Origin of the sequence: Desulfovibrio ferrophilus, assembly GCF_003966735.1 — a bacterium.
In the GTDB taxonomy this organism is placed as follows: Bacteria; Desulfobacterota; Desulfovibrionia; order Desulfovibrionales; family Desulfovibrionaceae; genus Desulfovibrio_Q; species Desulfovibrio_Q ferrophilus.
The window spans coordinates 1197126-1224058 of the sequence record NZ_AP017378.1 but is presented as its reverse complement, the minus strand read 5'-3'; the positions used below and the strand labels follow the sequence as shown (position 1 = coordinate 1224058).

The 26933-nt window shown below is 55.7% G+C and carries 25 protein-coding genes, 1 tRNA gene and 1 other RNA gene; 8 read left to right on the top strand and 19 right to left on the bottom strand.

Annotated elements, in window-relative coordinates; translation table 11 throughout:
* Window positions 1–8: 8 nt before the first annotated feature.
* From gpmI to EL361_RS05645, 3 genes are read left to right on the top strand one after another with little or no spacing between them, the layout of a single operon-like run.
* Window positions 9–1547: a 2,3-bisphosphoglycerate-independent phosphoglycerate mutase gene (gene gpmI, locus EL361_RS05655; protein ID WP_126377464.1), complete on the top strand. Its 1539-nt coding sequence runs from the start codon at window positions 9–11 to the stop codon at window positions 1545–1547.
* On the top strand, window positions 1547–1789 hold the full coding sequence (locus EL361_RS05650) for a hypothetical protein (RefSeq protein ID WP_126377462.1): 243 nt from the start codon (window positions 1547–1549) through the stop codon (window positions 1787–1789). Before gpmI ends, EL361_RS05650 begins: the two co-directional genes overlap by 1 nt.
* 14 nt (window positions 1790–1803) lie before the next feature.
* Window positions 1804–2802, top strand: coding sequence for a glycosyltransferase family 4 protein (locus EL361_RS05645; protein ID WP_126377461.1), 999 nt, complete (start codon window positions 1804–1806; stop codon window positions 2800–2802).
* A gap of 522 nt (window positions 2803–3324) precedes the next feature.
* On the opposite strand, the gene EL361_RS05640 is transcribed toward EL361_RS05645, so the two are convergent.
* The 9 genes from EL361_RS05640 to EL361_RS05600 form a co-directional block, all read right to left on the bottom strand.
* Window positions 3325–3624, bottom strand: a complete 300-nt coding sequence (locus tag EL361_RS05640) for a hypothetical protein (protein WP_126377459.1) — start codon at window positions 3622–3624, stop codon at window positions 3325–3327.
* A 210-nt stretch (window positions 3625–3834) separates the two neighbouring features.
* A complete protein-coding gene (locus tag EL361_RS05635) occupies window positions 3835–5367 on the bottom strand; it encodes a hypothetical protein (RefSeq protein WP_126377457.1) in 1533 nt (510 codons plus the stop codon).
* A gap of 8 nt (window positions 5368–5375) precedes the next feature.
* Window positions 5376–6458 (bottom strand): glycosyltransferase family 4 protein, encoded by a 1083-nt coding sequence (locus EL361_RS05630; protein WP_126377455.1) that lies wholly within the window; start codon window positions 6456–6458, stop codon window positions 5376–5378.
* Window positions 6458–7549: a glycosyltransferase family 9 protein gene (locus EL361_RS05625; protein ID WP_232034886.1), complete on the bottom strand. Its 1092-nt coding sequence runs from the start codon at window positions 7547–7549 to the stop codon at window positions 6458–6460. The genes EL361_RS05630 and EL361_RS05625 overlap by 1 nt, the downstream gene beginning before the upstream one ends.
* Complete coding sequence (locus EL361_RS05620) at window positions 7546–8622, bottom strand: glycosyltransferase (protein ID WP_126377453.1); 1077 nt, start codon at window positions 8620–8622, stop codon at window positions 7546–7548. Before EL361_RS05620 ends, EL361_RS05625 begins: the two co-directional genes overlap by 4 nt.
* Window positions 8623–8633: 11 nt before the next feature.
* A complete protein-coding gene (locus EL361_RS05615; protein WP_126377451.1) occupies window positions 8634–9263 on the bottom strand; it encodes an HAD family hydrolase in 630 nt (209 codons plus the stop codon).
* Between the two features lie 9 nt (window positions 9264–9272).
* The gene (locus EL361_RS05610; protein ID WP_126377449.1) at window positions 9273–10175 is read right to left on the bottom strand and encodes a phosphoglycerate dehydrogenase; all 903 of its coding nucleotides are present in this window, start codon (window positions 10173–10175) and stop codon (window positions 9273–9275) included.
* 140 nt (window positions 10176–10315) lie between these two features.
* Complete coding sequence (locus tag EL361_RS05605; protein ID WP_126377448.1) at window positions 10316–11197, bottom strand: DMT family transporter; 882 nt, start codon at window positions 11195–11197, stop codon at window positions 10316–10318.
* A 59-nt stretch (window positions 11198–11256) separates the two neighbouring features.
* A complete protein-coding gene (locus EL361_RS05600) occupies window positions 11257–11913 on the bottom strand; it encodes an LOG family protein (protein ID WP_126377446.1) in 657 nt (218 codons plus the stop codon).
* A gap of 152 nt (window positions 11914–12065) precedes the next feature.
* On the opposite strand from EL361_RS05600, the gene EL361_RS05595 reads away from it, so the two are divergent.
* From EL361_RS05595 to miaA, 4 genes are all read left to right on the top strand, one after another.
* Window positions 12066–13673: an MBL fold metallo-hydrolase RNA specificity domain-containing protein gene (locus tag EL361_RS05595; protein WP_126377444.1), complete on the top strand. Its 1608-nt coding sequence runs from the start codon at window positions 12066–12068 to the stop codon at window positions 13671–13673.
* Between the two features lie 289 nt (window positions 13674–13962).
* Entirely contained in the window at window positions 13963–14532 is a 570-nt protein-coding gene (gene rsmD, locus EL361_RS05590; RefSeq protein WP_126377442.1) for a 16S rRNA (guanine(966)-N(2))-methyltransferase RsmD, read from the top strand.
* The gene (coaD, locus tag EL361_RS05585) at window positions 14511–15035 is read left to right on the top strand and encodes a pantetheine-phosphate adenylyltransferase (protein WP_126377439.1); all 525 of its coding nucleotides are present in this window, start codon (window positions 14511–14513) and stop codon (window positions 15033–15035) included. The genes rsmD and coaD overlap by 22 nt, the downstream gene beginning before the upstream one ends.
* A 5-nt stretch (window positions 15036–15040) precedes the next feature.
* Complete coding sequence (gene miaA / locus EL361_RS05580) at window positions 15041–15955, top strand: tRNA (adenosine(37)-N6)-dimethylallyltransferase MiaA (RefSeq protein WP_126377437.1); 915 nt, start codon at window positions 15041–15043, stop codon at window positions 15953–15955.
* Between the two features lie 71 nt (window positions 15956–16026).
* On the opposite strand, the gene EL361_RS05575 is transcribed toward miaA, so the two are convergent.
* The 10 genes from EL361_RS05575 to EL361_RS05530 form a co-directional block, all read right to left on the bottom strand.
* On the bottom strand, window positions 16027–16755 hold the full coding sequence (locus EL361_RS05575; protein WP_126377435.1) for a dienelactone hydrolase family protein: 729 nt from the start codon (window positions 16753–16755) through the stop codon (window positions 16027–16029).
* Window positions 16756–17085: 330 nt separating this feature from the next.
* A complete protein-coding gene (gene cysS / locus EL361_RS05570; RefSeq protein ID WP_126377433.1) occupies window positions 17086–18543 on the bottom strand; it encodes a cysteine--tRNA ligase in 1458 nt (485 codons plus the stop codon).
* 134 nt (window positions 18544–18677) lie between these two features.
* Window positions 18678–19862, bottom strand: a complete 1185-nt coding sequence (ispD, locus tag EL361_RS05565; RefSeq protein WP_126377431.1) for a 2-C-methyl-D-erythritol 4-phosphate cytidylyltransferase — start codon at window positions 19860–19862, stop codon at window positions 18678–18680.
* Between the two features lie 151 nt (window positions 19863–20013).
* Window positions 20014–20371: RNase P RNA component class A (gene rnpB / locus EL361_RS05560), an RNA gene on the bottom strand.
* 25 nt (window positions 20372–20396) lie between these two features.
* Complete coding sequence (locus EL361_RS05555; RefSeq protein WP_126381311.1) at window positions 20397–21197, bottom strand: zinc ribbon domain-containing protein; 801 nt, start codon at window positions 21195–21197, stop codon at window positions 20397–20399.
* Window positions 21198–21271: 74 nt separating this feature from the next.
* Window positions 21272–22066, bottom strand: a complete 795-nt coding sequence (locus EL361_RS05550; protein WP_126377429.1) for a Nif3-like dinuclear metal center hexameric protein — start codon at window positions 22064–22066, stop codon at window positions 21272–21274.
* Window positions 22067–22196: 130 nt separating this feature from the next.
* Window positions 22197–22272: transfer RNA gene (locus EL361_RS05545), tRNA-Ile, on the bottom strand.
* Window positions 22273–22443: 171 nt separating this feature from the next.
* The gene (locus tag EL361_RS05540) at window positions 22444–23349 is read right to left on the bottom strand and encodes an NAD(P)/FAD-dependent oxidoreductase (RefSeq protein ID WP_126377427.1); all 906 of its coding nucleotides are present in this window, start codon (window positions 23347–23349) and stop codon (window positions 22444–22446) included.
* 40 nt (window positions 23350–23389) lie between these two features.
* Complete coding sequence (locus EL361_RS05535; protein WP_126377425.1) at window positions 23390–24082, bottom strand: queuosine precursor transporter; 693 nt, start codon at window positions 24080–24082, stop codon at window positions 23390–23392.
* 191 nt (window positions 24083–24273) lie between these two features.
* Window positions 24274–25764 carry a GGDEF domain-containing protein gene (locus tag EL361_RS05530; RefSeq protein WP_126377423.1) on the bottom strand — a complete coding sequence of 497 codons (1491 nt, stop codon included), beginning with the start codon at window positions 25762–25764 and terminating at the stop codon, window positions 24274–24276.
* Between the two features lie 294 nt (window positions 25765–26058).
* Here EL361_RS05530 and EL361_RS05525 point away from each other — a divergent pair, with 294 nt between their 5' ends.
* Window positions 26059–26919: a glycosyltransferase family 2 protein gene (locus tag EL361_RS05525; protein WP_232034885.1), complete on the top strand. Its 861-nt coding sequence runs from the start codon at window positions 26059–26061 to the stop codon at window positions 26917–26919.
* The last annotated feature ends 14 nt before the right edge of the window (window positions 26920–26933 follow it).

The window sequence follows — 26933 nt, the reverse complement described above, 5'->3', positions numbered from 1 at the left end:
AGGATACCATGACCGCCTTGACGCCAACGCTTCTGCTGATTCTTGATGGCTGGGGGATTGCTCCCGAGTCGGAAGGGAACGCCGTGACCATGGCTTCCACCCCGAACCTGGATCGACTTTGCGCGGATTTTCCCCGCACGGAACTGACTTGTTCAGGGCGCGCTGTGGGGTTGCCTGATGGTTTCATGGGCAACTCCGAGGTGGGGCACATGAATATCGGGGCCGGGCGAGTCGTCTATCAGGACATGACGCGTATCGATCTTGCCATTGAGAACAATGAGCTGGCGTCAAACGTCGTTTTGAAGGAGTTGATGGACACGGCCAAGGCTGGCGGCGGGCGACTGCACCTGATGGGGCTGGTCTCCGACGGTGGTGTTCATAGTCATATCCTGCATTTGTTTGCTCTGCTGGAAGCCGCCAAGGCTGCTGGGGTGGAAACGTTCATCCATGTCTTTCTCGATGGCCGGGATACGGCGCCGACCTCCGGCGCCGGGTTTGTGCGCCAACTTCAAGCCAGGCTGGATGAGTTGGGTTTTGGGCGTATTGCCACGGTAACGGGGCGCTATTGGGCCATGGATCGTGACAAGCGCTGGGAGCGCAACAAGGACGCCTACGATGCCCTGACTCTGGGCAAGGGCGTGATGGTGACCGATGCGGTCTCCGCCATTGAAGCCGCCTATGGGGCCGGGGAGAACGACGAATTCGTCAAGCCTCGTGTCCTGATGGATGGCGAGGTGCCCGTGGGGCTTTTGCGTGATGGAGACGCGGCCTTCTTTTTCAATTTTCGCGCCGACCGGGCGCGGCAAATCGTACGCAGTCTGTTTGACGAAGAGTTTGCCGAATTTGAACGTGAGGCATGCCCGAAGCTGCATCTGGGCACCATGACCCGTTACGAAGCCTCATTCCCGTTGCCCGTTGCCTTTCCGCCGCAGACCATTTCCGAAACTCTGGGAGAAGTCGTTTCCGGTCTGGGTGCCAAGCAATTGCGGATTGCGGAAACGGAGAAGTATGCCCATGTGACCTACTTCATGAATTGTGGACGCGAGGAGCCTTTCGAGAACGAGGAACGTGTTCTTATCCAGTCTCCCCGTGACGTGGCGACCTACGATGAAAAACCCGAGATGAGCGTCAAGGAAGTCACGCAGAAGCTGCTGGCCGCCTTGGGCTCTGGGCATTATTCATTTATTGCCTGCAATTTTGCCAATCTGGACATGGTTGGTCATACCGGCATCATTCCCGCAGTTCTCGAGGCTGCCAAGAACGTGGACGAATGCGTGGGACAGGTGGTGAATCTGGCCCTGGCCTCTGGCTTCCGGGTGATGATCACTGCCGATCATGGAAATGCGGAACAGATGATAAGTGACGATGGCGGACCGCATACTGCCCACAGTACCAATAAGGTTCCCTTTGTGCTGGTGGACAAGAATCGTACTGAGGTGAGCTTGCGCTCCGGTGGAATTCTGGGTGATATCGCACCCACGGTGTTGAGTCTGTGGGGTATTGATGCACCCGTAGCCATGACGGGGCAAACCCTGGTGGAGGATTAATGGCCGATAAGAAAAAACCGATCACACCGGTCAAACCCGCAGGGATGGAGATTATTTGTTTCTATACCTGCCCGTTTTGTGAGCGGGATGTGCCCATGATGGCACCGACCCAGCCCACCATGGCTCGCTGTGATTCCTGTCAGAATAATTTCCCCGTTGTGCCCGTGGACGAGCGGGGGATTCGTTTCTTCAAGATGATGACCGCCAATGGCCGAGCTGCCGTTGACTCCGATTTCCTATAGCCGGGATTATTCTCGTGCCTCGTCTGTTATTTCTGACCCAATCCGGTGAAACCCTGCCCAGTGTGCGCTTTCGCGTGCTGCCGTTTGTGCAGCTGGCCCGTGAAGCTGGAGTGGATGCTGACTGGATGCGCTACCCCAAAACGGCACTGGCCAGAGCCGCTTTTTTTGCTCGACTCCCTAAGACGGAGATTATTGTTCTTCAGAAAAAACTGGTTTCCAGAGTTGAGCTGGCCCTGTTGCGAAGCAAGGCCGGAAAATTGTTTTTTGACTTTGATGATGCACTGTGGGCCAGTCATCCCAATCAAGGGGCCTGTGGTGGCGAGTCCGATGCTGGAGAACTCGCACGCTTGCTCCGTGTTTGTGCCGGGGTGGATGGGGTGATCGCGGGTAACGCTTTTCTCGCTGCCAAGGTGCGCGAGGTTTCGCAACGGGTGGATCAAATTTCCACGCCCCTGGATACGCAGAAATACGTGCCGGGAGTGGCTGAGCATTCCGGAAGGCCGGTGGTCGGTTGGATGGGCACATCGTGCAATCTGTTCTTCCTGCCTGAAGTCTTTCAGGCCCTGGAGCCCGTAGGGCACAAGTTTTTACTCTCTGTGATCTCGGATGCGGACTACAGCATCCCAAAAGCCCTGAGCGGCAGCAGTGAACGATGGGATTCCGAGCGTGAAGTGGCCCAGTTACAGGCGATGGACATCGGCCTGATGCCCTTGACCGATGACGAATATACCCGTGGGAAATGCGGTTTCAAGCTGCTTCAATACATGGCCTGCGGTGTCGTGCCGGTGGCCTCGGACGTGGGGTTCAACCGTGAAATCGTGACCCACGGTGTGGATGGTTTTCTGGCTGCCACTCCTGATGACTTTTTGGAATATGTGGATCGTCTGGCAAGTGATCAGGATCTGCGTCTTGAAATGTCTGCCCGTGCCAGGGAAACAGTCGTTTCCAAATTCGGTCTTTCTGCGGCAGCCCTGCGTCTGTGGGATATCTTGGGCCTGTCCACCTCATCGTAATACTCCTGCCTTCTAGCCTTCCCTTTCTTTCTATTCTCGAGTTGTTCATTTCATTGATTATTCTTGATTTGGATAAGGGAATGAACCTTTTGTTCTTTACTGTGGTTTGACTTTTTTTAGAAATTTGCTAAAAAATAACTAGGGTCAACTTCTTATAAGGTGCCCGGTGCATTGCCCACTCGCCACGGCAATGCGCCGGGCGCAGTCGGAGTGACGATATGCATACCTGTCCGAAGTGTGGGCTGAGGCATTACAGTGAAGAATGCCCTTGCAATGGGGGTGAAAAGCAGAGAGCGGAACAAGCCTGTTCCTATTGCGGTGGCAAGGGCAGTATTCATTCGCCATTGCCTTACGAGGATGATCCTGCTCCTTGTCAGGCTTGCGGGGGGAGTGGGAAGAACAGCCTTCAGTAATCATCTGTTCCGTACCAAGTAGAGGCCTCGCCATTTCCTGGTGATGGCTAATCTTTTCAGTTGTGGTGTGTTCTTGCCTTCGAGATGGCTTCTGGAGCTATCCCGGCTGTCAGGGATTGTGTCTGAGTCGTTTGTACAGCGCTATGACAAGACACAAGGCGCAAACACCAAGAGCCGGATACAGGGCCAATAGATCGATACGGATATTATCGTTCGGGCTGATAGTGGCTTCATAGGGGATGAATAGAAGCAGGGAAAATGCAGGCAGGGCTATTTGTATCGTGCTTGTCAGAGAGGGTGGAACCCGACGGTTGATAAAGGGGATGCTAGCCAGAAGTGAAACGAAGGAACCGATCAGGATGGTAATACCCAGGATGCCGGACAGAAAGTGGCTGGCTTGTGGCGGCATAGAGCCGGCCCAAGCAGTATTGATCAGAAGGAGACAGGTGAGTGCCGCGACAGCAAGAAGCCCGGAGGTTGGCCTTTTTGGTAGAATGACAGCGTCTCCTTCTTTGAGCGCTTAAAGGTTCAAAACGGTTGTCGTGAATTGTAAACCGCTATGAAGCCTGCCTGCAACGCTTAAAAAAGGTTTCGATTGAATCTTGTTACGGGCGAAGACCTAGAGTTTGTTCAGCACATGTTCATCCAGTACCTCCGCCAGTGGAGTGCGGCTGAACATTTCATTCCAGTCCTTCTGGATATCGGCCTTTTTGGGCGTCGGCATGGTGTCCAGAGCCTCATAACTGATTTTCTCAGCCCAGCCATCCTCCACCAGATCATCCAGCAGGGTGAACTCCGTATCCAGAACCCAAGTGTGTTTGCCGTAGGGGAGCAGGTCGTAGAGCAGGGTGGTCATACCACCTGCAACGATATTGATCTCGGCCATGAGTTCATCCGTGATGTCGAAGACCTCGATCACCCGGCTGCGGTAGTCCTCGGGCAGTTCGTAGCAATCCAACTGGCGCTGGGGACGTTCGTCGGGCTTGAATTTGAAGTAGACGGTGTAACCCCGGTCCATGAGTTTGACCATGTATTGCCCGATGCGTCGGGTGTTGCCCCAGAATTCATAGGGCACCAGAATATTGCGGGGATTGAATTTATCTGATTTCAGGCGCTTGTATCCGTAGCTATGCTTGTTGGCTCCGGGCAGGTAGTAGCCTTGCGGATAGACTTGGCTCCATTTACGAATCACTTTTTCCCAATACGGTCCCCAGGTGATGACGTTGTCAAATCCGTCATATTCGCCGGGTTTCCAGCCTTCGAAGGTATAGGCGGCCTGCCTGCGGGCGTACATGCTGAACTGATAGCCGATGCTGGGCACACCAAGCGTGCGACAGGCATAGAGCAGCGGGAAGATTTCCTGATGATCTTCCAGGCCGAACAGCAGCTTGGGCGGGTTGGGGGACAGGTCCTGCACATGTCGCCGGTATTCCCAGACCGCGAAGGACATCTGCTCTTCGGCGCGGGCGATGACTCTGGTCAGGGCGCTTTGCATCCAGGGGCTGAATTGGGAAAGATCATATTCATTGTGAAACAGACGCTCCACAGGGCGCTTGCGGTGCAGGAAATAGACGGGGTGTGGTTGCTTGTTTCTGTCTTGCAATAGCCGTTTCGAGGGCGAGTAGACAAAGCTGAATTTCGCGTCACGATCTTCAAAATGGCTGAGCATCTCGCGGGTGCGGAAATCCGTTGGACCATAGCGGTAGAATAGCATTTTCCCGGACAGATTCTGGGCGATTTGCTGGTTGTGGTGTCCCAGAGTGCGGTCATAGATCCACGAGGCCTTGAGACGTTTGAATAGTCCTTTTCGCTCGGGATTGAGGACTTCCCAGATGCGCCCCAGATTGAGCTTGTTGCGAAAGTGAGGGGAAAATTCGCCGGACTCGAAACGTTGGAGCAGAGGGCCGTATTGCACCAGCCTGAACAGCCAGCGCCAGTAGAGGTTGCCCACCTGGGTCGATAACCAGTTGAAGCCCTCGAGATGGTAGTTGTCCTGCAGGCGTGAGCCTTGGGTATTCTTGATTTCATAGAGGGCAAAGAGTAGCTCCAGAGCCTGATTAAGATCATTGTCCGGAGCGTAGGTCTCGGACACGCCTGAGCCTCTCAGCTCGATGATGCCGGAGGTTCCCTCGCTGGTCAGGACATGGGCCATGGTTGCTCCTAGATCTCGGTGCTGATGCCGCGGCGCTCAAGCAGCATGTTGTAGACATCAGCGGTGCGCTGCACTTTGGCGGTCATGGTGAATTCGACGGATTTGCTCTGGCTGGCACGTCCCCATACTTTTCTCAGGTCCGGATCATGGCAGACCTTGGTCATGGCCGCTGCGATGGCTCCTGAGTCCTTGGGAGGAATGAGCAGGCCATTGTCGTGGACCAACTCGGGCAGCCCGCCCACATTGGAGGCCACGATGGGCAGGCCGAAGAAAAAGGCCTCCAGGACGACGTTGGGCAGGCTTTCCTTGAGGGACGGCAGGAAGAAGGCGTCCATGACTTGCAGGTGGTCAGCGACATTCTCGACCCGGCCCCGGAACAGCGCTTTGTCCGCAATGCCCAATTCCTCGGCCAGCGGTGCCCAGCGTTCGGCTCGTGCACCCACAAGCAGCAACTGGGCTTTCACGCCGCTGTGCATGGCTTCGGCAAATCCTCGCAAAAGGAATTCGACACCTTTGACGGACTTGTCCCCGGCTACGGTCCCGAGCACAGGGATTCCCTTTTTTAGCCCCAGTTCGGAACGCATGGTGTGGCGATCCTTCAAAGGGGTGATTCTGGAGTCGGGAATGCCATTGTAAATGACTTCCAGTCGTTTGCTGGATAGCCCTGTCTGCCTGAGCACCTTGGCACAAGCCTGAGAGTTGGCCACAAAGCAATCGATTCCGGGAGACCAGTACGGCAGCGGGTTGGACGGCCGGTAGATGACTCCTCTGTACCCCAGGCACACGCAACCACGTTTGCGCCAGTTCAGCCCCCACCATGCCAGTTTCTTGTTGGCTTTGTTGTGGAAGGCGTGGACAATGCAAGGTTCGCCTTTTTCGGGCAGGGCGCGTTCGGCTTCTGCACGCCAATCGGCAGGTGCTTCAGGCAGCCTGCGCCAGTCGATGCGGTCATCCAGGCCGGTGATCTCCGCGTTGTGCGGAACCAGAAAAGTGACATTGTGGCCTCGATCCATCAGGCCCCGGGCCGAATACATGGCCTGGCGGGTGCCGCCAGAGAGCGAGGATGAAGAAGTCATATATATGATACGCATCAGCTTTGGTTCTCCTTGGTCAGCCCCGCACACTCCAGGAGCTCGGGCAGGACTTCATCGGGCATGAAATCGGTCATGCAACGGATGGAGCCGCTTGGACAGGAATTTTCATTGCAGGGCTGGCAGTCCAGACCTTTGGCCAGTGCCTTGTGGTCACTGCCTGGAAAGGTCCATGCATTGCTGGTGGAGCCAAGGACCGTGAGGGTTGGTGTGCCGACTCCCACGGCCATATGTCTGGGCGCTGAGCAGTTGCCCAAGTGCAACGTTGCATGTTTGATGCACCCGGCCATATCGCGCAGCGACAGCATGGATTTGGTGACGATGCAGGCTGGTACTCCGGCGGCATCCTGTACGGCACGGGCCACGTGCTCTTCGCCGGGCCCATAGAAGACAAGAAATTTCAGGCGCGAGTCCGCTTGTGAAGCCAAGCGGATCAGCTCTCCGTAATGGCCCTCGGGCCATTGTCGTGTGGCGCGGCGATGCGATGGGTCTACGGTGATTAATACATCGTCCGGGCCGATGCCGTGGTCGATGAGAATTGCTTTGGCCCGAGCCTGCTCCGTAGCGGTCAGGAACAACCTGGGCGGCTCCTTGTTCCAGCTGATGCCCAGAGGACGCAGGACGCTGGCCTTGGTCATGGCAGCATAGCCGTGCACCGGGCTGCTCCAGTGGGTGTAAAGCCAGCGGTTGTACCAGGGGGGATCATAGGTCAATCGGACCTGCGGACCGGATTCAGGCGGGAACAGACGCGAAAGTGCCACCACCCAGCGGATACGCGGTAACTGCTGGAAGTCCACCACCAGATCATACCGCTGGCTGGCCACTTGCCAGTAAAAGGCCAGTTGTGCGGCGATGTTCTTGTGTGCCTTCTTGTCGATGGCCCAGACACGAGTCACATCAGGGTTATTCTCCACCATGGACAGGGTCTTTTTTTCCGTAAGCAGGTGGATCTGCGCGTTGGGAAAGCGTTTCCTCAGCAGCCGGATACTTGGAGTGGAGAGCAGGACGTCTCCGATCTGTCTGAGCTGACAGACCAGGATGCGTCGGACTCCCTTGGGGTCGAGATCGATCGTCATGTCTTGGCTGGTCATCGTTGTTCCGGCAGCTTGCTGATGTAGTCTGCAAATTGGGCTGCGCGAACATTGAGGGAATGGTGTGTTGCGAACCACTTCCAGACGTCTGTGCGCAGGGTGTTCAGTTCTTCGTCACCCAGAGCAAGCAGTTTGTCCAGGGCTGTGCCCAGTCCCGCCATGCCGTTGTCCAGCGGAACAAGTGTTCTATCAAGAGGGGCGAGGTCTGCAGGCCAGGCTTCACCAATGCCTCCCACATTCCGAGCCACCGGGGCCAGCCCCCGGGCCATGGACTCCAACAGAGTGTTGGGCAGTCCTTCGGACAGGGACGGCAGACAGAAGATGTCAGCCTGATCAAGGATGGCGTTTACGTCGGTCACGAATCCATGCCAAGTGATGGCGTTGGACAGTCCTTGCTGCTCGGCCAGTTGCTTCAACTCCGCTTCGCTTCGGCCCGTGCCAGCGACATGCAGGTGGAATTGGCGCCCACGCCGTTTGAGCTCGGCCAGAGCCAGGATTAGGTCCGCATGGCCTTTGTCCGGGTTCAGCTGGCTGGTCACGGCGATGCTGCGCGGCGTGCGTACTGCAGCCGGAGCCTGGGCGGCAGGAACTTTCCCCGTGGGAATGACGTGGATGTCGTCTGCTGACAGAAAAGAAACTTCCTGAAGCATCTCGCGCTTGATGAACTGGCAGGGCGAGAGCAGGGTGGCCTTGGTGAAGCGGTGGGTATTGCGGACCTTCAGGGTGTCACGCATATCACGGGGCAGACCCACCCGGTGAACCACCGGGACGCCACATAGGCGCGCGGCAATACCTGCAATACGCAGGTCCTTGCCAACATTGGCCACAAGGGCGTCCACATGGTTGGTCTTGATGAATTGCATGAATCGCCACACGGACAGCGGGCGGTAGTCGAATCCGAACCAGCCCTCGCGGGCATCCAGACCCATGGCTTGGGCCTTGTCCAGAAATGGTCCTGGGCGGGCAAAAATCCATGTCTTGTGTCCCATGCCATCCAGAGCACGGCACAGATCCAGAGTCCAGGCCTTGACCCCGCCGAAGCGACGAGTGGCGTTGACGAATGCGATGTTCATGCGGCGACTGCCTACAGGCTTTGGACGTGTGCGTAAAGTCCGGTCAGGTCAGGCATCCAGGTGATAGGCGAGGGAAATTCGCCGACACCGAGGAAACGTGTCCCAACGGATTGTGCCGCATCCAGGTCCGTGCCTGAATCACCGATCATCAGAACACGCTGGGGGTCGGCCTGTTCGGAGGCCACGATATCCGCCAGCAATTGCGCCTTGGGAGTGGGTGAACCGAAGATCCCTTTGAAGTGTTGATCCAGCTTCATCTTGTTCAGGATGATTTTCAGCTCGTAGTCGGGCGCGCCCGACGCTACATAGAGCGGCCATGTGTCCTGGTGTGCACTCAGAAATTCTTTCACGCCGGGCAGAATGGGAGTCGTCAGCAATTGTTCCAGAGCCAGTTGGTTAAACTTCTGGTCCAAAGCCCTGGATTCATCCTCGGTGATGGAGCGGCCGTGAAATTTCTTGAAATAGTGCTCGAACTTGGCGTAGCGGCTGACCCCACCGTGCTCAAGGTGATAGCTGCGTACATAGTCCACGGCTTCGGGACCGAGCTCCTCAAACAGTTTGCAGAAGGTTTCGGTCTTGATGGTGACCGAATCCAGCAGCACTCCGTCGCAATCGAAAACAATAACGTCGATGCCGGACATGATTCCCCCCTATTTGAGCGCGCCGATCAGGTTCTGCACGGCGTCGATTTCCATCTGGATGCGACCTTCACGGGCGTAGGAGCCAATGTGTGGGGTCAGAACTACGTTTTCAAGCTCGCTGAGTGGGCCTGTGTATGGCTCGTCATTGAAGCAGTCTACGGCAGCACCGGAGAGGTGCCCGGAGGCCAGGGCCTCGTACAGGGCGGATTCATCAACCAGCCCACCGCGGCCGCAGTTCACGATCCAGGAACCAGGGCGCATGGCCTGTATCTGTTCGCGACCGACGAGTGCACAGGCTTCGGAGGGTTTGGAGCAATGCAGGGTGACGATATCGGCCCAGGCCATAAGCTCGTTCAAGGGCAGGCACAGCGTATCCTTGCAGGAAGGGTAGGGGTCGGCATAAGCGATTTCGCAGCCCATTGGGCGCAGCACGTCGGCCACGGCCTGTCCGATGCGCCCAAAGCCGATGACTCCCACTTTCTTGCCGCTGAGCTGCCAGCCCATGCGTTTCTTCCAGGTTCCGGAGCGAAGCTCGCGATCCATCTGGGTCACGTTACGCATCAGGTCCAGAATCAGTCCCAAAGTCAACTCTGCCACGGCCTGTGTCGGTCCGAAGGGAGTGTTGAGCACGGTGATGCCGTTGGCTTCGCAATACGGGATATCCACGCTGTCCATGCCGACACCGCAACGGGACAGGACCTTGAGCTCCGGAAGCTGTGCGAGCACGGCGGCGGAGAGTTCCTCGGTTCCAGCGACCACTCCTTGGCAACCTTGGAGAACCTCCACGGTTTCTGTGGGGGCAAGCTTTCGGCCATGGGGGTTCATGATATATTCGATGCCTGCTTCACTCAGCAGGTTCAAGGGCTCTTTGCTGTAGGTGGCAAACGATGAGGTTGTGAGGGCTATTTTCATGGAAATTCTCTTGGGTTGTCGGTTTGGTTGCAACCGGGAATGGATATCAGAAAGGGCCGGAAGCGACAATGCCGCGAGGCGCGTTCAAAAGATTTGGTAGTGGTTGTCAGGCGGTGCAGATGAGTTGTGGAGAAGGTTTATCAGACTTTGCGCTTGATCTGCTGCAGAGCGATGCCCGCGATGATGAACATAAGGCCATAGATCGTGGACGGCAGGATTTCCTCGCCCACAATAAAGTGGATCAGAATCAGGGAGACAAAAGGTGAGATGAAGATCAGATTTCCGACCTTTGCCGTTGTTTCCGAAAGTTTGAGTGCCTTGAGCCAGAGTACGAAAGTCAGGCCCATCTCGAAGACACCGACATAAGCGGCTCCTGCCAGCCCTCGCCAATCCCCAACCATGACGTCCGAGACAAGTGTCGTGGCAATCAACACGTAGATCGTACCACAAGCGAAATTGGCGGTCAGCCCCACAACCGGGTCCCGGGAATCACGGGTGTTGAATATCCAGTACAAGGCCCAGATGACCGTACTGCCCAGAGCCAAAGCCACGCCGAGCGGGTCCGAGAAAGTGAAGCCCAGCGGGTCGCCGTGGGTGGAAATGAGTACGACCCCAGTGTAACTGATGAGCAGGGCCAGCAGATCCTTGACGCTGAGTTTCTGGCCAAGCAAAGGGATGGACAGCAGGGCCAGAGTGACAGCCCACGTGTAGTTCAGTGGTTGTGCCTCCTGCGCGGGCAGCAGGTCGTATGCTTTGAAAAGTACGATGTAATACAAAAACGGGTTGATGAGCCCAAAGGCTGCGGAAACAAGCCATTGCCTGCGGTTCATGGAGAGAAGCAATGTGAGTTTGCCCTGGGCCATGAGGATGACCGTCAGGGTCATGAGCGAGGCGATGGATGAGTAGAGCAGGAGTTGCATGTGATCCATGTGTCTGAGCGACAGCTTGAAGGCTGAAGCCACAGTGGACCAGAGCAGGACCGTGATCAGTCCGTAGCAGTAGGCTTGGTGTTGTTGTTTCATCAGAATGATTCCGGGCCGCAACTGCGGCCCGGAAATATTATTGGTGTGCCACCACGAGGCTACACGATGACGTGTTTTTTGATGTATTTGACCACTTCGTCAGGAGTGTCGAGGATTGTCAGCAACTCCAGATCCTGTTCGCCAGCATAACCGTCTGCGATGAGGCGAGCCTTGATCCAGTCAATCAGTCCGCCCCAGTATTCACTACCGAAGAGGATGATGGGGAAGCGCTTGATGCGCTGGGTCTGGATAAGCACGAGAGCCTCGAACAACTCGTCCAAAGTGCCGAATCCGCCGGGCATGGCAACGTATGCCAGGGCGTATTTGATGAACATCAACTTGCGAACAAAGAAATAATTGAAGTTGACTCGAGTGGTCAGGTACGGGTTGGATTCCTGCTCGAAGGGGAGGTTGATGTGCAGGCCTACGGATTCGCCTCCTGCTTCCTTGGCCCCCTTGTTGGCGGCTTCCATCAGTCCCGGGCCACCGCCCGAGATCACGGAATAACCGGCCTGGGTCAGCTTGGCCGCAATTTCTTCGGTCTGCTGAAAGATGGGCTGGTCGGATTTGACTCGTGCCGAACCGAAGATGGACACGCCGTTCTTGATTTCGCTCATGGTATCGAAACCATCGACGATTTCGGCCATGATCTTGAACAGCCGCCAAGACTCTCCGACGGAAAGTTCGTCGATGAGAAACTGCTTCTTATCTCCCACTGTGTTCTCCTTGTTGGGATTGACGGACTATCTTTACATATCTGGTACAGGTTAGGTATGGGATGGAGTCCGTCAGGTCGTAGTATACTTTTTCATGCCACTTTGGAACCACCACGCTCCGGCTTTCCGGGGCCAGACAAGGATCACTCTCGATGAAAATCCAGTTTCTGGGCGCCGCCAAGACCGTGACCGGCTCCTGCCACATGATGGAGACCGGCAATCACCGTTTCGCCGTGGATTGCGGCATGCACCAAGGTAACGCGGAGATTGAAAAGCGCAACCTCGATACGTGGAAGTACAAGCCTTCCGAGGTAGAATTCTTTCTGATTACACATGCCCATATCGACCACTCCGGCCTGTTGCCGCGTATGGTGCGTGACGGGTTCAAAGGGACGATCTACTGCACTCCGCCGACCAAGGACCTGCTTGAGATCATGCTTCGCGATAGTGCGCATATCCAAGAAATGGAAGCCGAATGGCGCAACAAGAAGCGCCAACGCTTCGGCAAGGAGATGACCCAGCCTCTGTACACCATGGCTGATGCCGAGAAGACCCTGTCACTTCTCGAAGCCGTGGAATACAACAAGCCCTTCAAGCCTTTTCCGGAGCTTGAAGTCAATTACATGGACGCTGGGCATATTCTGGGTTCCGCTTTCATCGAACTCTGCGTGCAGGAAGCCGATGGTGAATTCAAGGCAGTGTTCTCAGGTGACCTCGGGCGACCGGATCAATTGTTGATCAACGATCCGAGTATTATCAAGGATGCCCATTATCTGTTCATGGAATCCACCTATGGTGATCGTGATCACAAGAACAAGACCAACAGCCGTGTGGAATTGGCTGAGGCCATTGCCTACAGCTACGCCAAGAATGAGAAGGTAATTATTCCGGCCTTTGCCGTGGAGCGGACGCAGGAAATTTTGTATTCCCTGTATCTGTTGGAAAAAGAAGGCAAACTGCCAGCGGACATGCCCGTGTACGTGGATAGCCCCATGGCCATCAAGGCTACGGAAGTCTTTCGCAAATATCCTAAATATTACGATGAAGAGACCAAAGCCATTCTGGAGTCCGGTGGCGATCCGCTGGATCTGACCAATCTGAAATTTACTCCGACCACGGCGCAATCCCAGGCAATCAACCTGACCGCAGGGCCTGCGGTGGTCATTTCCGCCAGTGGCATGTGTAACGCGGGACGCATCAAGCACCATCTGCGGCATAACCTCTGGAGACCTGGAGCCAGCGTGGTCTTCGTCGGCTATCAGGGCAAGGGTACGCCGGGCCGCCGTATCGTTGATGGTGCCGAGGTGATACGGATCTTTGGCGAGGAAATTGCGGTCAAGGCCAAGGTCTTCACCATCGGCGGGTTCTCGGCACATGCCGGGCAGTCCGAGATGCTTGAGTGGCTTGAGCACTTCACCACACCGAAGATGAAAATTTTCCTGGTGCATGGTGAGAACAAGAAGCAACGCACACTGGGCAAGCTTATCGAAGACAAGTTCAATCTTGAGGTGCACATTCCCGATTACATGGAAGTCTGCACGATGTTGCCCGGCCAGCCTCTTGCGACTGTCGTGGACGAGGAAGTCGCCCATCCGCGCATCGATTGGGATTTCCTCATTGCACAGACCGAAGGTCAGCTCACTACCCTGCGAGGTCGGGTCGAAGCCTTGCAAGACAAAAACTGGATAGATCAGACCGATCTGCGCGACAGGCTATTGGAAATCAACAAGGAACTGCTGGGACTGGCATCCGAAGTCTGATCAAGCGGTCAGAATTACAGCGGGGGCTGTGTTGCTGCGGTTGGTATGGAGTCTCATGTATCAGGATACATTTCGATCCCATGCGCCGTTGCACCTAGCCCTCGCCTTTTTTTGAACGATTGGGTGGTTATTTGAATTTCAGCAATTACGTCGTTATTTTATGGGATCCGAGCGTTTGCTTATTGGCAATATTTTCGATTCCCTTTCGCTTTCAAGCCTTGTACTCGCTGTTTTCCGAATGATTGGAAGGGGTGATAGTTGTGTTACCATTGTCTGAACGGATCTGCGTATGAGAATTATTAGTGGTGAATTTGGGGGGCGGACCATACGCTCCGTCTCTGGGCCGGGATATCGGCCAGCGACCTCCAAGGTGCGTGGGGCCATTTTCTCCATGCTAGTGGCCCGTGGCCTTGATTGGGAGGGGCTTTACGTCCTTGATCTGTTTGCCGGGAGTGGTAGCCTGGCATTGGAAGCCCTGTCACGCGGGGCGGCGTATGCTGCCTTTGTGGAGAAAAGCAAGAACGCGGCGACCTGCATCAGTGGTAATCTGAAGGATTTAGGGCTTGGCAAGGACAGGGCGCGGGTCTATGCAACGGACCTGTTCAAGTTGCTCAGTGGTGCACCGGACCGGGCCTTCGGGCTGGTCTTCATTGATCCCCCCTATGGCAAGGACCTGCTGGTTCCGGCCTTGGAAAAAGCTCTTGGCGGTGGCTGGATTGCTCCCGAGGCCTTTGTTTTGGCCGAGGTTGAGGCCGGACTTGCGCTCGAACCAGAGGCCGTGCATCCTGATTTGGAATTGGTGACTGATCGCTCATATGGACAAACAAGGATAGTGGTATGGAAGACTGTGTCAAAGTAACGGCCATTTACCCCGGGACCTTCGATCCCCTGACCAACGGGCATGTCTCCATCGTGCGCCGTGGGTTGAAACTGTTTCATTCGGTTGTGGTGGCCGTGGCTAAGGACTCTAGCAAGACCCCGCTGTTTAGCATGGATGAGCGAGTGGCTCTGGCCCAGGAAGTCTTCAAGGATGACAAGAATGTTGTTGTGGAGGGCTTTTCGGGATTGTTGGTGGATTATGTGCAACGCCGCAAAGCGGGAGCCATTCTGCGCGGGCTGCGAGCCGTTTCCGACTTTGAGTACGAGTTTCAGATGGCATTGATGAATCGCCGTCTGGCTCGTAATGTTCAGACTGTATTTTTGATGACCGATTACAAGTGGATGTACATCAGTTCCTCCATCATCAAGGAAGCCGCCTGCCACGGTGGTAATATTCAGGGACTGGTACCCAATCTCATCGTGCCGGAACTCTACAAAAAATGCGTACAGCGACAGCGTGAGCGCGATGGGAGCGGTGGCTAAGGCTCATGAGTTATCCCTTACTGTGCATCCCCGGTCCCACGGCCGCAGGCAAGACCGGGGCCGGTATCTATCTGGCCCGTGAACTGGACGGTGAGGTCATCAATTTCGACTCTCGTCAGGTCTACGAGGATTTTCCGGTCATCACGGCCCAGCCATCGTCCGAAGAACGCGCTCAGTGCCCGCATCTACTGTATGGTTTTTTGCAGACTCATCAATCACTTGGGGCGGCGGCATACTCTGACCTGCTGATCGAGACCATTGCCGAGGTCCGCTCGCGAGGTAAGGTTCCCATTCTGGTTGGTGGCACAGGCCTGTATCTGAAGGCACTGCTGCAACCTTTGGCTCCCATCCCGCCCATTCCCGAGGCTGTTCGCAAGAAGATCCAGGAGGCCTGCGAGAAGTTGGGGCCCAACCGGTTGCACCGTGATTTGGCCGAGGTGGATGCGCCTTTGGCTGAGCGCCTGCACCCTAATGATCGCCAGCGCATCATGCGTGGTCTCGAGGTCTACGAGGCCACGAAAAAGCCATTGTCCTGCTGGCATGCAGAGACCGTGGAGACGCGTGACTTTCATGCCGTGAAGCTGGGAGTGGGTATTCCTCTGACGGAGTTGACGCCGTATCTTTACAAACGCATTGACGTGATGCTGGATATGGGTGCCATGGGTGAGGCCAAGGCTGCCATGGAGAAGAACAGTGATCGCGAGGCCCCGGGCTGGACCGGAATTGGCTGCGCCGAGCTGCATGCCTATCTCAAGCAGGAAATCGATTTGGAGGAGTGCAAGGCCTTGTGGGGCAAGAACACTCGCGCCTATGCCAAGCGCCAACTGACTTGGTTTAATGGGGATAAGGAAATTCAGTGGTTCCGCCCACGCGAGCACGAGAAGATGCTTGAGGCGGCGCGAGCGGCGTTGGCGGAATAGCGGTTACTTGCGAATGACTGAAGCGGGCTTATGGCCCGCTTTTTCATGTGAGTTGAAGGCCTGTCTGTTGATCAGTCCAGGCAGGATTGAAAAAGGCGCAGCATTTCGTTCCAGGCATCTTCGTGGGCTTCGCGGCAGGGGAAGGAACCCGAAGCCGGATCGGGCTGAGCACTGAAGTTGGAAAAGGCGTGTCCGGCGTGGGGGTAGACCACGGTCTTCACATCCGCTCCGGCCAGATCCATCTCGCCTTCGAACATGCCCAGATGATCCATGGTCACCACCTTGTCCTGCATGCCGTGCAAAACCAGAAGCTTGGCCTTGATGTCGCCCGGGTTGGCCGGGTGGGTTGTGTCCAGATAGCCGTAGAAGCTGACCGCCGCATGGAGCTGGGCTCTGCTGCGGGCCAGTTCCAGAACGGCTCCGCCCCCGAATGAAAAGCCCACAGCATAGAGACTTTTGGTATCAACTCCGGGCAGGGTGGCCAGCGCATCCAATCCGGCCTTGGCCCGTGAGCGCATCAGCATTCTGTCATCGCGGAATGGGCGCGAAATAGCGGAAGCCTCGGCACGGTCCTTGGGGCGGACTCCAACCCCGTACATGTCGTGACAGAGTACCATGAAGCCTTCACGGGCCAGTGCCTCGGCATGGGGCACCAGATAATCTCCCAATCCCGTATACTCATGGATCAATAGAACGCCCGGCTGCGGCCCTTTGATTTGGGCATCGCGGACCACAAGCCCTTCCAATTCGGTTGGGCCGTCCTGATAACGATGGGGAATGATGCAGATGTCTTGACTCATGGTGCTGTCCTTGTGCCCCAACCACTGATCAGGTTCAAGTCCTTCTTGCCTCAACAACAAAAAAGCCGCCCGAAGGCGGCTTGATTATTTATTCAATAATAGAGTCTAGGAATGATCTGATGCGAGATGAAAAGACACTCGGTCTCGGGTAATTGGCCCCCAACTAAAGTGGCAGCAGGGAAAGGTGTTCAGGAATGAACATACCCGATCTAGGGTGCTTGGGAAGTTCGGATACAAGGCGCGAAAGGAAATCATGATCGAAGTGTACTATCCCGTACACGAGAGTATGATTTCCTTGAAGCAACGCCGTAGACGATGTTCACAAACGCCCTAGACGACGTCCCAGACCTGGCCGGTGGGCAGATCCTTAACCTCGACCTCCATGTCCGCCAGTTCGTCGCGGATGGCGTCCGAGGCGGCAAAGTCCTTATTCCTGCGGGCCTCAAGGCGCTTATCCAGCAGCTCCATGACTTTGGCTTCATCCACGCCCTTGCGCTTGGCCTTGATGTTGCGCAGTTCAAGCAGGAAGGGTTCGGGGTCGGCAGTCAGAACACCCAGCACCTGTCCCCATTTGTCCAAATCAGCCAGGATTCTTTCCCAGGCTTCCTTGGCACCCTTGGACTTGCGCCAGGATTTGTTCTCGGCGATGCGGCCAGCCAGACGGATGGCCCCGAAGACATGTCCTACTGCCGCAGCTGAGTTTACATCGTCAGCCATGGCGGCGTCCCACGCGGCTTCAAGCTCATCCAGTTCCTTGGTCAGTTCCTCGGGCAGATCTGCGCCCGACCACTTCTGTTTTTCCAGAGCAACCGCCAGATCACGCTTAACGGTGTAGATGCGTTTCAGATTCTTTTCGGCTTCATCCATATTCTCGAAGGTGAAGTCGATGGGGCTGCGGTAATGCTTGGTCAGCAAAAAATAGCGCAGCGTCTCGGGCAGGTAGACCTCCATGATTTCACGGATGGTCTTGAAGTTGTTCAGACTTTTGGACATCTTTTCGGAATCGACCTGCACGAATCCGTTGTGTACCCAATAATTGGCCATTTCCTTGCCGGTGGCGGCCTCGGATTGGGCAATCTCGTTTTCGTGGTGTGGGAAGATCAGGTCCTGACCGCCGCCGTGGATATCCAGCGGGAGTTCCAGGTGCTTGTCACTCATGGCGGAGCATTCCAGATGCCAGCCGGGACGTCCCGGACCCCAGGGGCTGTCCCATGTGGGTTCGCCTGGCTTGGCCGATTTCCAGAGGGCAAAGTCCAGAGGGTCTTCCTTTTCGTCACCGGGGGCGACACGGGCGCCGGAGCGCATGTCATCAATGTCACGACCCGAAAGCTTGGCGTAGTCCTTGAACGAGCGCACGCGGAAGTACACGTCTCCCGAGGGGGTGGCATAGGCGTGTCCCTTGGTGATGAGTTCCTCGGTCAGGGTGATCATTTCGGGGATGTGCTCGGTGCATTTGGGCTCAAGGTCGGCGCGCAGGATATTGAGGCGATCCATGTCTTCATAGAAGGCCTGGATGAAGCGCTCGGCAAGGGCCATGGGGTCTTCACCATTCTCATTGGCACGAACGATGATCTTGTCATCGACGTCCGTGAAGTTGCGGGCGAAGGTAACGTCGTAGCCGATATGGCGAAGATAGCGAACGAGTACGTCGAAGACCACGGCGGAGCGGGCATGACCGATGTGACAGTAGTCGTAGGCCGTGATGCCGCAGACGTACATGCGGACCTTGCCTTCTTCGACTGGGGTGAACTGTTCTTTCTTCCGGGTCATGGTGTTGTAAATCTGCATGTGCCGCTCTCCAGGATGTTCAAATATGTCGGTTGATTAAATTTTTATCTTGGCACAATGGGCAGGGGGATGACCATGTCCTTTGCGCGCAGGTTGGGCATCTTGCACCAAATGCGTAAAGTCGTCAAAGAGGCTTAGTCTGCCGGGCGTGTCGCCGTAACGCAGGCGACGGCCTTGATCCCCAGCTTTTTGCCTGTGAACCCCAGGCCTTCTTCGGTTGTGGCTTTGACGTTGACCTGTTTGCTGTTCAGGCGCAGCAGTCGTTCCACCGAGGACTTGATTTGGGCCGTGTGCGGTGCCAAGCGGGGCTTTTGGCAAATCAGCGTCAGATCGACATGGGTAATGTTCAGGCCATCCTTGTCTGCCATAAGCAAAATCTCGTTGACCAGAATGGAGGATTCGATTCCTTCAAAGGCTGCATCCGTGTCCGGGAAATGCTGGCCGATGTCACCACGGCCCAGGCATCCCAGCAGGGCGTCGGCCAGGGCGTGCAGCAAGACGTCTCCGTCAGAATGAGCGACTACTTCCGGTGCGCCTTGAATGGGGACGCCACCAAGGACCATGGGGCGGCCAGGACCGTATTTATGGACATCGTAGCCCCAGCCAGTGACTGGAATGGCCGGAGTCTGCTTCGGAGTGAGCATTTTCAGGTCCTCTGGGGTTGTAATTTTGATGTTGTCTTCTTCGCCCGGAACAATGGCAACTGAACCGCCCATGGCTTCGACCATGGATGCGTCGTCAGTGACTGCGATCTGATTTTGCTGGCAAAATTCGTGTGCCTTGCGCAGCATGGCGAGTATGAAGGCCTGCGGGGTTTGGACTGCACACAGTTCAGCGCGGGGCAGTGTTTCAGCGACAGTGGAACCGCTGATTCGCTTGATGGTGTCCTTGACGGGGATGGCGGGGATGGCAGCCTCCGCACCGGAGCCCAAGGTGTCGATGAGGGTATTGCTGAGTCGCGCCGAGGCAAAAGGTCTGGCAGAATCGTGCACAAGCACCTGGAGACAATCCGCGGGGAGGGCCTCAAGCCCGTTGAATACCGAATCCTGACGGCGTATGCCGCCCTGTGCAAAGCGACAGGGCAGGTTGAGCGGATACTGGGCGAGCAGGGCTTCAGTACTGGCTTTGGCCGCGTCAAATTCCTCAGGCGGGAAGACGAAGACCAATCCGGAAATCCTGGCGACATGAGCGAATGTCAATGCGCTATGCCAGAACAGAGGGAGCCCCTCCAATTCAAGAAACTGTTTCCTGGTCGCCAGTCCTGCCTCGGCCAGACGGGTGCCGCTGCCTGCGGCCAGAATGATCGCCCAACAATTCATTGTGTACTGCCTCTGAATGAACAGGTGAAGGTTCGTCTTGATGTTCTCGAGGAGCCCCTAAAAGGTGCCGCCGTGCGTTTCTATTTTTCGCTGAAGTCTAAAATTGATCGGGCGCGCCGTGGGTCAACCCACGACGCGCCCGTCATTGATATAAGGGAGCTGGACGATAAGCCGGGTTTTGTTCCCCGCAAGGGGGCAGCTATCATTCCTCTAGGGCTACGGTTACCCGCAGCCTCAAGCAGCCTACCCGAAGGCTTTGGCCGGGCCAGCCTCAAACACCTTCCTATTTGGCCTTGCTCCGAACGGGGTTTACCTAGCCGGTTGTGTCACCACAACCGCTGGTGGGCTCTTACTCCACCGTTTCACCCTTACCTGCAAGCAGGCGGTCTGTTTTCTGTGGCACTGTTCCGAGGGTCACCCCTCCTGGATGTTATCCAGCGTTCCGCCCTGTGGAGCCCGGACTTTCCTCTCCGGCCGCAAGCGACCGCAGCGATAGCCTGTCCTGCTCCCAAATCTTTTTAAGCCTCAGGGGCTCTATTCTTTAGCTTCCGCAATTTCTTCGGATTTCTTCTTGGCATTCTCTTTTGCCTTGGCTTCGCTGGTGGGAGCCTTTTCATCGGCACTGAAATGCTCGCACCAGAAGGTCAGACGCTGGCAGTTGGGACAGCTGATGATCTGTTCACCTTTCTGGAGGTCGTTGAAGATCTGAGGCGGAATCTGAATGTTACAGCCGGTGCATACACCGTCGATCACCGAAACGATGACGGGATTGTGAATGCGAGCGCGGATGAATTCGTAGCGGCCAAGCACAGGCTTGGGCACAACTTCACAGGCCTTGTTGCGCTGCTTCTCAAGAGCATTCAAGCGCTTCTTGGCAGCGGTGGTGCGCTTCTTGATACTGGCTCTGTATTCCTCAAGCTTTTCCTTGAGTTCTTTGGACTCCGTTGTAATCTCGGCCCCGATTTCCTTTTGGCGTTCGAGCTCTTCGGACAGGGCAACACGCTCTTCTTCACGAGTGCGGTTGATCTTGTCCATGTTGTCCATCTCGCGCATCATGGCATGATACTCGCGAGTGTTCTCGGCCATCATCAGCTTGCTTTTGCTCTTTTTGATTTTGACCGAATTGTCTTCGATCTCGTCATCAAGGCGTTTTTGCTGAGTCTTGAGGATATCAAGTTTATCGTTCAGCTGCTCGAGGCGCTGGCCGGTTTCTTCATCCTGCTGCTCCAGCTCGGCCAACTCTTTGGGCAGGTTCTCAAGCTCCTGCTGCAAGACGATGATTTCATCATCGACCTTCTGCAGGACCACAAGCTGCTCAATCTGTTCAAGATACATGCTCAACGGGTTATCCTCCCATGGTCTGCCCTGGCGTGAGGCTCGCTTGGCGAGCCCCTGCGGGGCGGTTCGTCTTAGATTCGAATGGGCAGGTGGGCCTTGAAAGGCTCCCTGCCGGGTAAAAACCGTACTTTGATTCCCTCGTTGCCCAGTTCGTCAGCCAGCAGATCAGCCAGCTCGGCGGACATCCGGTCTTCCAGGGAAAAATGGCCTACGTCCACCGTGAATTGGGGGGACTCAAGGGCCTGATGATATTTCAGGTCGCCGGTGATGTATACATCCGTTCCCTTTGCATAGGCCGCATTCATCAGCGAACCTCCGGAACCTGTGCAATAGGCGACTGTGGACACGGTTTCGGGTGTTGTCCCCGTGAGTGTCCAGAAATCTCTGTTGACGTGCTGACCCAGCCTCAGGGCGAAGTCCTTCCAGGGCAGAGGCTCTGGCAATTGCCCCCAGAATCCATAACCCACTTCCGGTTCGGACGGATCGTTGGGTGCAAGCACGCTCAGTTTACTGAGCTTCATGGCGCGGTGCAACCAGCCAGCTGGGCCTTCGGGACGTACATCCAGGCTTGTGTGCGCTGCATATAGCCATGCTCCGGTGGCCATGACAGCCCGGGTGCTGTCCAGGAAATATCCCGGTTCATTGAGCGCTTTGGGCTCCATGTACAACGGGTGGTGAGTGATGATCATGTCCGCGCCCCATTCAAGGGCGGCAATGACCATCTCTGGAGATGGATCGATAGTCACGGCAAGCCGGGTGACATCTTCCTCAAGCCCGACGATCTGGACGCCGCAATTGTCCCACGATGCCGCTCCCGCAGGGGGTGCGATTCGCTCGATACAAGAGATGATCTCAGCGACGTTCATGTAATCTCCAAATAAAAAGAAGGTGCTTCCCGGAGCTATGACCGGGGAAGGCACCTGGTTCCCTTGGGGCAAAACCAAACCGGACGGTTGCCGTGAGGCTTGGTATCTGCTGTATGCATGACCAATCCTGTGGTAGGCCGGGTAGGATTTGAACCTACACCAGTTCGGTTATGAGCCGAAGGCTCTGCCAATTGAGCTACCGGCCCGACCGTGGTTTGCTAAGCCGTTTTGCATAGCCCGCAACTGCATGAATTGTCAAGGTTGCGGTCAACTAATACGCTGTGAACAGGGCCGGATGCATGTTACGCATCCGGCCCTCATGGAATCGATTCAAATAGAAGAGGTTGGCTCTGTGAGCCGCCTCTGGTTGTGACGATTTAGGACTTGTCCTTGGGACATTTTTCCTTGGCATATTTGATGGCCTGACGGGCAGCGATGGAGCCTTCCCCGACCGCTACTCCAATCTGCAGGAAGCGGCCAACACAGTCTCCGGCCGCATAGATGCCGGGGAGGTTGGTCTCCTGCTTTTCGTTGGCCACCAGGTAGTGTCCATTGCGCTCCAGGCCCAAGGTGTAGGCAAAATCTGTGGAGCCGGCTTCGCCCATGGCGATAAACAGACCTTCAGTGTCAAAAGTCTCACCGTCGTCGAACTTGACACGGTCCAGACCGTTTTCACCTTCCAGGGTCTCGATTTTCTTCTCGATGACAGGAATGCCTGCTTCGTCCAGTTTGGCCTTCAGTTCATCACCGAACTCGGGCTTCTTGCCCTGAGTGCACAGAGCGACCTTTTCGGTGTAGGAGGTGAGTTCCAGGGCCTGGTTGGCAGCGTAGACGCCTTCACCCAGAGCCATGACCTGGCGCCCACGGTAGAAGAAGCCGTCACAGGACACGCAATGGGACACACCTTTGCCGTCGTAGTCGTCTTCGTTCTTGATGCCGGAACGGGTCTTGGAGACGCCGGCGGCAATGATGATGGCGCAGGCTTTGTAATGGCCGGATTCGGTTTTGACCTTGTAGGTCATGTCCTCTTCCATGTGGATGGTCAGTACTCGCTCGGTGATGATTTCGGTCCCGAAGCGTATTGCCTGTTTGCGTCCGGCATCCATCAGGTCGGCTGCCTGAATGGTGTTTTCGAAGCCGAAATAGTTATCGATGGCGTAGTCGCCGTCGATTTTCGGCTTCATGCCGATGACCAACGTGTCGATCCCGGCGCGGGAAGCATAGATGGCGGCAGACAGGCCTGCGGGACCCTGTCCGATGATCAAGAGCTGGACTTCTTTCATCACTTTCTCCTCGATTCGTACTGACCGTTTACAGGGTTCTTCAAGAGGCCGAAGCAGCCGCTCTTTCCCTGGAGACCACGCGTTTGGCGAGGTAGATGAAAGGGGTGTCCAGGGCGGCAACAAAGGCCTTGAAGAGATAAGTCGTAATCAATATTTCAATAAGGACGGGTGTCTCGAACACGCCCCAAAAAGCAATAAGGCAGAAGATTGCAGAGTCAAGCAATTGGCTGACAAGAGTACTCAGATTGTTGCGCAGCCAGAGTTTGCCTTCGCCGGTACGTTTGCGCCAGAAATGGTAAGCCCAGATGTCATGGAGCTGGGAGACCAGATATGCAGCAAGGCTCGCCAGGGCCAGACGTGGCAGAAGCCCGAAAATGGCCTCCAGATGCGGCTGGACAAAGTCATCGGCGCTGGGGGTGAACTGCATGGCGATTTGCATGTACACCGTTGCCATGACCAGTACTGCGAATCCCAACAGGACACCTTTCTTTGCAGCGTCCTTGCCGTAAAATTCTCCGAGCAGATCCGTAGCCAGGAAAACGCTGGCATAGAGTACGTTGCCCAAAGTGGTTGTGAACCCGAAGAGTTCGATGGTCTTCAGGACCTGGATGTTGCACAAGAGCAGGTTGAAAACGATGAGCCCATAAAGGGCCGGTTTGCCAAAGAGCCGAAACAGTACCACGACCATGGTTAGGTCGAGCACGGCAAAGGAAAGCCAAAGAAGCTCATTCATGATGTCATATCTCCGGAGTTAGATTTAGAAGGAGGGCGGCCTCCTTCCCGGCACCATGCCGGAACCATACATTTTTGCCTGATAATGGTTCTGTGGTCAAGAAGTCTGCGTGTGTGATTCAACCTGTCAGATTGAATAGAAAAAGCCGCGCAGGGCGCGGCTTGATGATAGTCTAGGCGGAGCATTCTTGCTTACGAACCGGCTTTTTGCTCCTGCAATTCTTCCATGTATTCGTCACATCCGTCGGAGGTGCAGACCATATTGCGACCCGACGCCTTGGCGAGGTACAGCGCACGATCAGCAGCCTTGATCAGGTCAGGATTTCGGCTGAAGCTGGATGCCGAGAGCGAAGCGACGCCTATGGAGGTGGTGACGGTGAAGGCCTTGCCATCGTGCCGGAAGCGCAGCTTTTCGACTTTGTACCTCAGGCGCTCTGCAAGCAGCCATGCCTGTTCCTCGCCGGTATGCGGCAGGATAACGGCGAACTCCTCACCACCATAGCGGGCAGCAAAGTCAGTGGTGCGAAGGCTTTCCATCAGCAATGAGCCGATTTCCTTGAGAACCAGATCACCGGCCTGATGGCCGTAAGTGTCGTTAATGTTTTTGAAGTGATCCAGGTCGAACATCATCATTGAGATGTCCTGGCCATAGCGTTGGGAACGACGCATTTCCTCGATAATTCGCTTGTCGAAGAATTGACGATTGTAGATGCGGGTCAACCCATCGTGGTCTGCCTTGATCTTGACCTCGCGGAAGAGCAGGGCGTTTTTAAGGGCAAGACCCAGATGATTGACGGCTGAATGCAACACGTCACGCTGTTGCTTGGTCAGCCTGACTGGTGCAGGAGTCAATAAGGCCAGGGTTCCGAATTCCTTGCCTCCCGCCTTGAGCGGAAGCATGATGACGCGTCCGGCAGCAGGTTCAAGGGTCGAATCAGTTTTGGCCTCGGCATCCATCAGATACGTCATCTGGTAACTGTTGACCTTGACGCCTGAAAGACGGCTGGCACTTTCCAACAGCATTTCGACCCATTGCTCCTGAATGGAAGCGTCTTCCTGAAAGGTCAGAAATATTTCGGATTCAACGAATTCCTCACCTGTTTCCTGCCAGAAAATGCCCTGAACGGCAGAGACGGCAAAGAGGGAGCACAGATCGCGTCTGGCCTGGGTGAGAATGGTTGCTGGATTCAGACTTTCAGAAGCTCGCGCCATGAATTCGTTCAGAAACATCAGATAATCTGTCTTTCGCGAGAGAATTTCCCGTTCAAGGGCGATTTCACGTGTCATACGCACGATATCTTCGTACAGGGCGTGGACTTCACGGGCGCGATACAGGGTTTCCTGAACCTTGTCGGTGGCCAAGGGGCTTCGCAGGACCGACAGAAAACCCAGGTCCAGAAGACGCTCGACATCCAGCACATCCTTGGCGTCCGCCAGCAGGACCTTCTGCGCGGGATCCCACTCAAGGATGGCAGACTTGAAGTCGTCATCCATGGTGATCCAGGCGCGCACAGGAATCCAGATCAGGAATGGGGCTTCCCCTTCCATTTCTTCATCTGTGGGCAGGGCGCCTGCACTGAAGTTTCGTACGCTGTATCCGGGGGCCGAACTCTCGATTTTCTTGCATTCGATGTCCGACAATCCAAGGCCCCAGAACAAGGTGTTGTTGTCCGTGGTGGTCATATGTCCGTCCTGTTGGATGGTGTTTTGCCTATTCACTTAGCAAAAACAGGGCCAAACTCGTGATTGATGGTGGGTGTGAATGGAAATACCCAACCCTCAGGCGGTTACTGGCTATTGTTAAGGATTGTATGTGTTTTTAATCCGAAGAAAAATGGCGGCAAAGCCGTCAGTAAGGGGCAAACTCTTCCGCCCAGCGTCGGTTTTCCGACTCTTTTTGGGGTAAACCTTCCCGGCGTATCAACCGACAAGAAGGATGAGGGAGCCAGTGAAGGTTGTCTGATAAGGAAGGGTTTGATGAAGCCGCTAGTCTCAATCGTTATCTCGAATTATGAATATGGGCATTACCTGCCTGCGCTATTCAACTCCTTGGCATCGCAGACACTGGGATTGATGCAGGTTGAAGTCATCGTCGCCGATGACGGAAGCTCGGATGGTTCTGCGGATACAGCCAGGACGCTGGGCGCGGCTCTTGGATTCTCGCGTTTCAAGGTCATTGCGCTCAAGCATCGGGGGAAACCAGGGCCTGTGCGCAATGCCGGGTTGTCCATTGCTCGGGGGCGGTATTTGTTGTGCCTGGACCCTGATGATGCCATTGAGCCGGGATTTCTGTCACGAACCGTGGCAGCACTGGATAATTGTCCCGAAGCCTCCCTTGCCTATACAGATTATTTTGAAGCCACGGGCGACGGTGGGCGTGTAGTCAGCCTTCCGGATTTTGATGCCAAACTGCTTCAGACGCAAAACCCCCTGACTTTGGCAACTCTTATGCGGCGTGAGGTTTTCGAACGAAGTCGGGGGTTCTCCGATCAGACGGCATATGAAGACTGGGATTTCTGGGTGCAGGCGGCGGAGAACGGTTTCAAGGGAATCAGAGTCCCGTTGCCGTTGTTCCGCTATAACCATCACGGTAGTAATTTTTCCTGGAAGGCGCGTTTGGTGGATGGCCGGGCCAAGGCGCAGATTGTTTTGGATAACAAGTATTTCTTTGACCCCGAAGTGGTGGGGTGGGCTCGCGCTCTTGTGCGGAGCGAGGCCTGGGCCGTGCCTTTCCGGCGTGGTTTGATCCCGCGGGGAGCGGATGTACTGGCCCTGCGCGAGATGGCATCCCGGGTTCTGGATCGAGAGTCCACCCGGCGAAAAGCCGCTAATGCTTGACGAACCACCGGTCT

What these genes read in the sequence shown, in the direction of transcription:
- gpmI (WP_126377464.1), top strand. Translation starts at nt 9, where the DNA reads ATGACCGCCTTGACGCCAACGCTTCTGCTGATTCTTGATGGCTGGGGG.
- EL361_RS05650 (WP_126377462.1), top strand. Translation starts at nt 1,547, where the DNA reads ATGGCCGATAAGAAAAAACCGATCACACCGGTCAAACCCGCAGGGATG.
- EL361_RS05640 (WP_126377459.1), bottom strand. Translation starts at nt 3,624, where the DNA reads ATGCCGCCACAAGCCAGCCACTTTCTGTCCGGCATCCTGGGTATTACC.
- EL361_RS05635 (WP_126377457.1), bottom strand. Translation starts at nt 5,367, where the DNA reads ATGGCCCATGTCCTGACCAGCGAGGGAACCTCCGGCATCATCGAGCTG.
- EL361_RS05630 (WP_126377455.1), bottom strand. Translation starts at nt 6,458, where the DNA reads ATGCGTATCATATATATGACTTCTTCATCCTCGCTCTCTGGCGGCACC.
- EL361_RS05625 (WP_232034886.1), bottom strand. Translation starts at nt 7,549, where the DNA reads ATGACCAGCCAAGACATGACGATCGATCTCGACCCCAAGGGAGTCCGA.
- EL361_RS05620 (WP_126377453.1), bottom strand. Translation starts at nt 8,622, where the DNA reads ATGAACATCGCATTCGTCAACGCCACTCGTCGCTTCGGCGGGGTCAAG.
- EL361_RS05615 (WP_126377451.1), bottom strand. Translation starts at nt 9,263, where the DNA reads ATGTCCGGCATCGACGTTATTGTTTTCGATTGCGACGGAGTGCTGCTG.
- EL361_RS05610 (WP_126377449.1), bottom strand. Translation starts at nt 10,175, where the DNA reads ATGAAAATAGCCCTCACAACCTCATCGTTTGCCACCTACAGCAAAGAG.
- EL361_RS05605 (WP_126377448.1), bottom strand. Translation starts at nt 11,197, where the DNA reads ATGAAACAACAACACCAAGCCTACTGCTACGGACTGATCACGGTCCTG.
- EL361_RS05595 (WP_126377444.1), top strand. Translation starts at nt 12,066, where the DNA reads ATGAAAATCCAGTTTCTGGGCGCCGCCAAGACCGTGACCGGCTCCTGC.
- rsmD (WP_126377442.1), top strand. Translation starts at nt 13,963, where the DNA reads ATGAGAATTATTAGTGGTGAATTTGGGGGGCGGACCATACGCTCCGTC.
- coaD (WP_126377439.1), top strand. Translation starts at nt 14,511, where the DNA reads ATGGAAGACTGTGTCAAAGTAACGGCCATTTACCCCGGGACCTTCGAT.
- miaA (WP_126377437.1), top strand. Translation starts at nt 15,041, where the DNA reads ATGAGTTATCCCTTACTGTGCATCCCCGGTCCCACGGCCGCAGGCAAG.
- EL361_RS05575 (WP_126377435.1), bottom strand. Translation starts at nt 16,755, where the DNA reads ATGAGTCAAGACATCTGCATCATTCCCCATCGTTATCAGGACGGCCCA.
- cysS (WP_126377433.1), bottom strand. Translation starts at nt 18,543, where the DNA reads ATGCAGATTTACAACACCATGACCCGGAAGAAAGAACAGTTCACCCCA.
- ispD (WP_126377431.1), bottom strand. Translation starts at nt 19,862, where the DNA reads ATGAATTGTTGGGCGATCATTCTGGCCGCAGGCAGCGGCACCCGTCTG.
- EL361_RS05555 (WP_126381311.1), bottom strand. Translation starts at nt 21,197, where the DNA reads ATGTATCTTGAACAGATTGAGCAGCTTGTGGTCCTGCAGAAGGTCGAT.
- EL361_RS05550 (WP_126377429.1), bottom strand. Translation starts at nt 22,066, where the DNA reads ATGAACGTCGCTGAGATCATCTCTTGTATCGAGCGAATCGCACCCCCT.
- EL361_RS05540 (WP_126377427.1), bottom strand. Translation starts at nt 23,349, where the DNA reads ATGAAAGAAGTCCAGCTCTTGATCATCGGACAGGGTCCCGCAGGCCTG.
- EL361_RS05535 (WP_126377425.1), bottom strand. Translation starts at nt 24,082, where the DNA reads ATGAATGAGCTTCTTTGGCTTTCCTTTGCCGTGCTCGACCTAACCATG.
- EL361_RS05530 (WP_126377423.1), bottom strand. Translation starts at nt 25,764, where the DNA reads ATGACCACCACGGACAACAACACCTTGTTCTGGGGCCTTGGATTGTCG.
- EL361_RS05525 (WP_232034885.1), top strand. Translation starts at nt 26,059, where the DNA reads ATGAAGCCGCTAGTCTCAATCGTTATCTCGAATTATGAATATGGGCAT.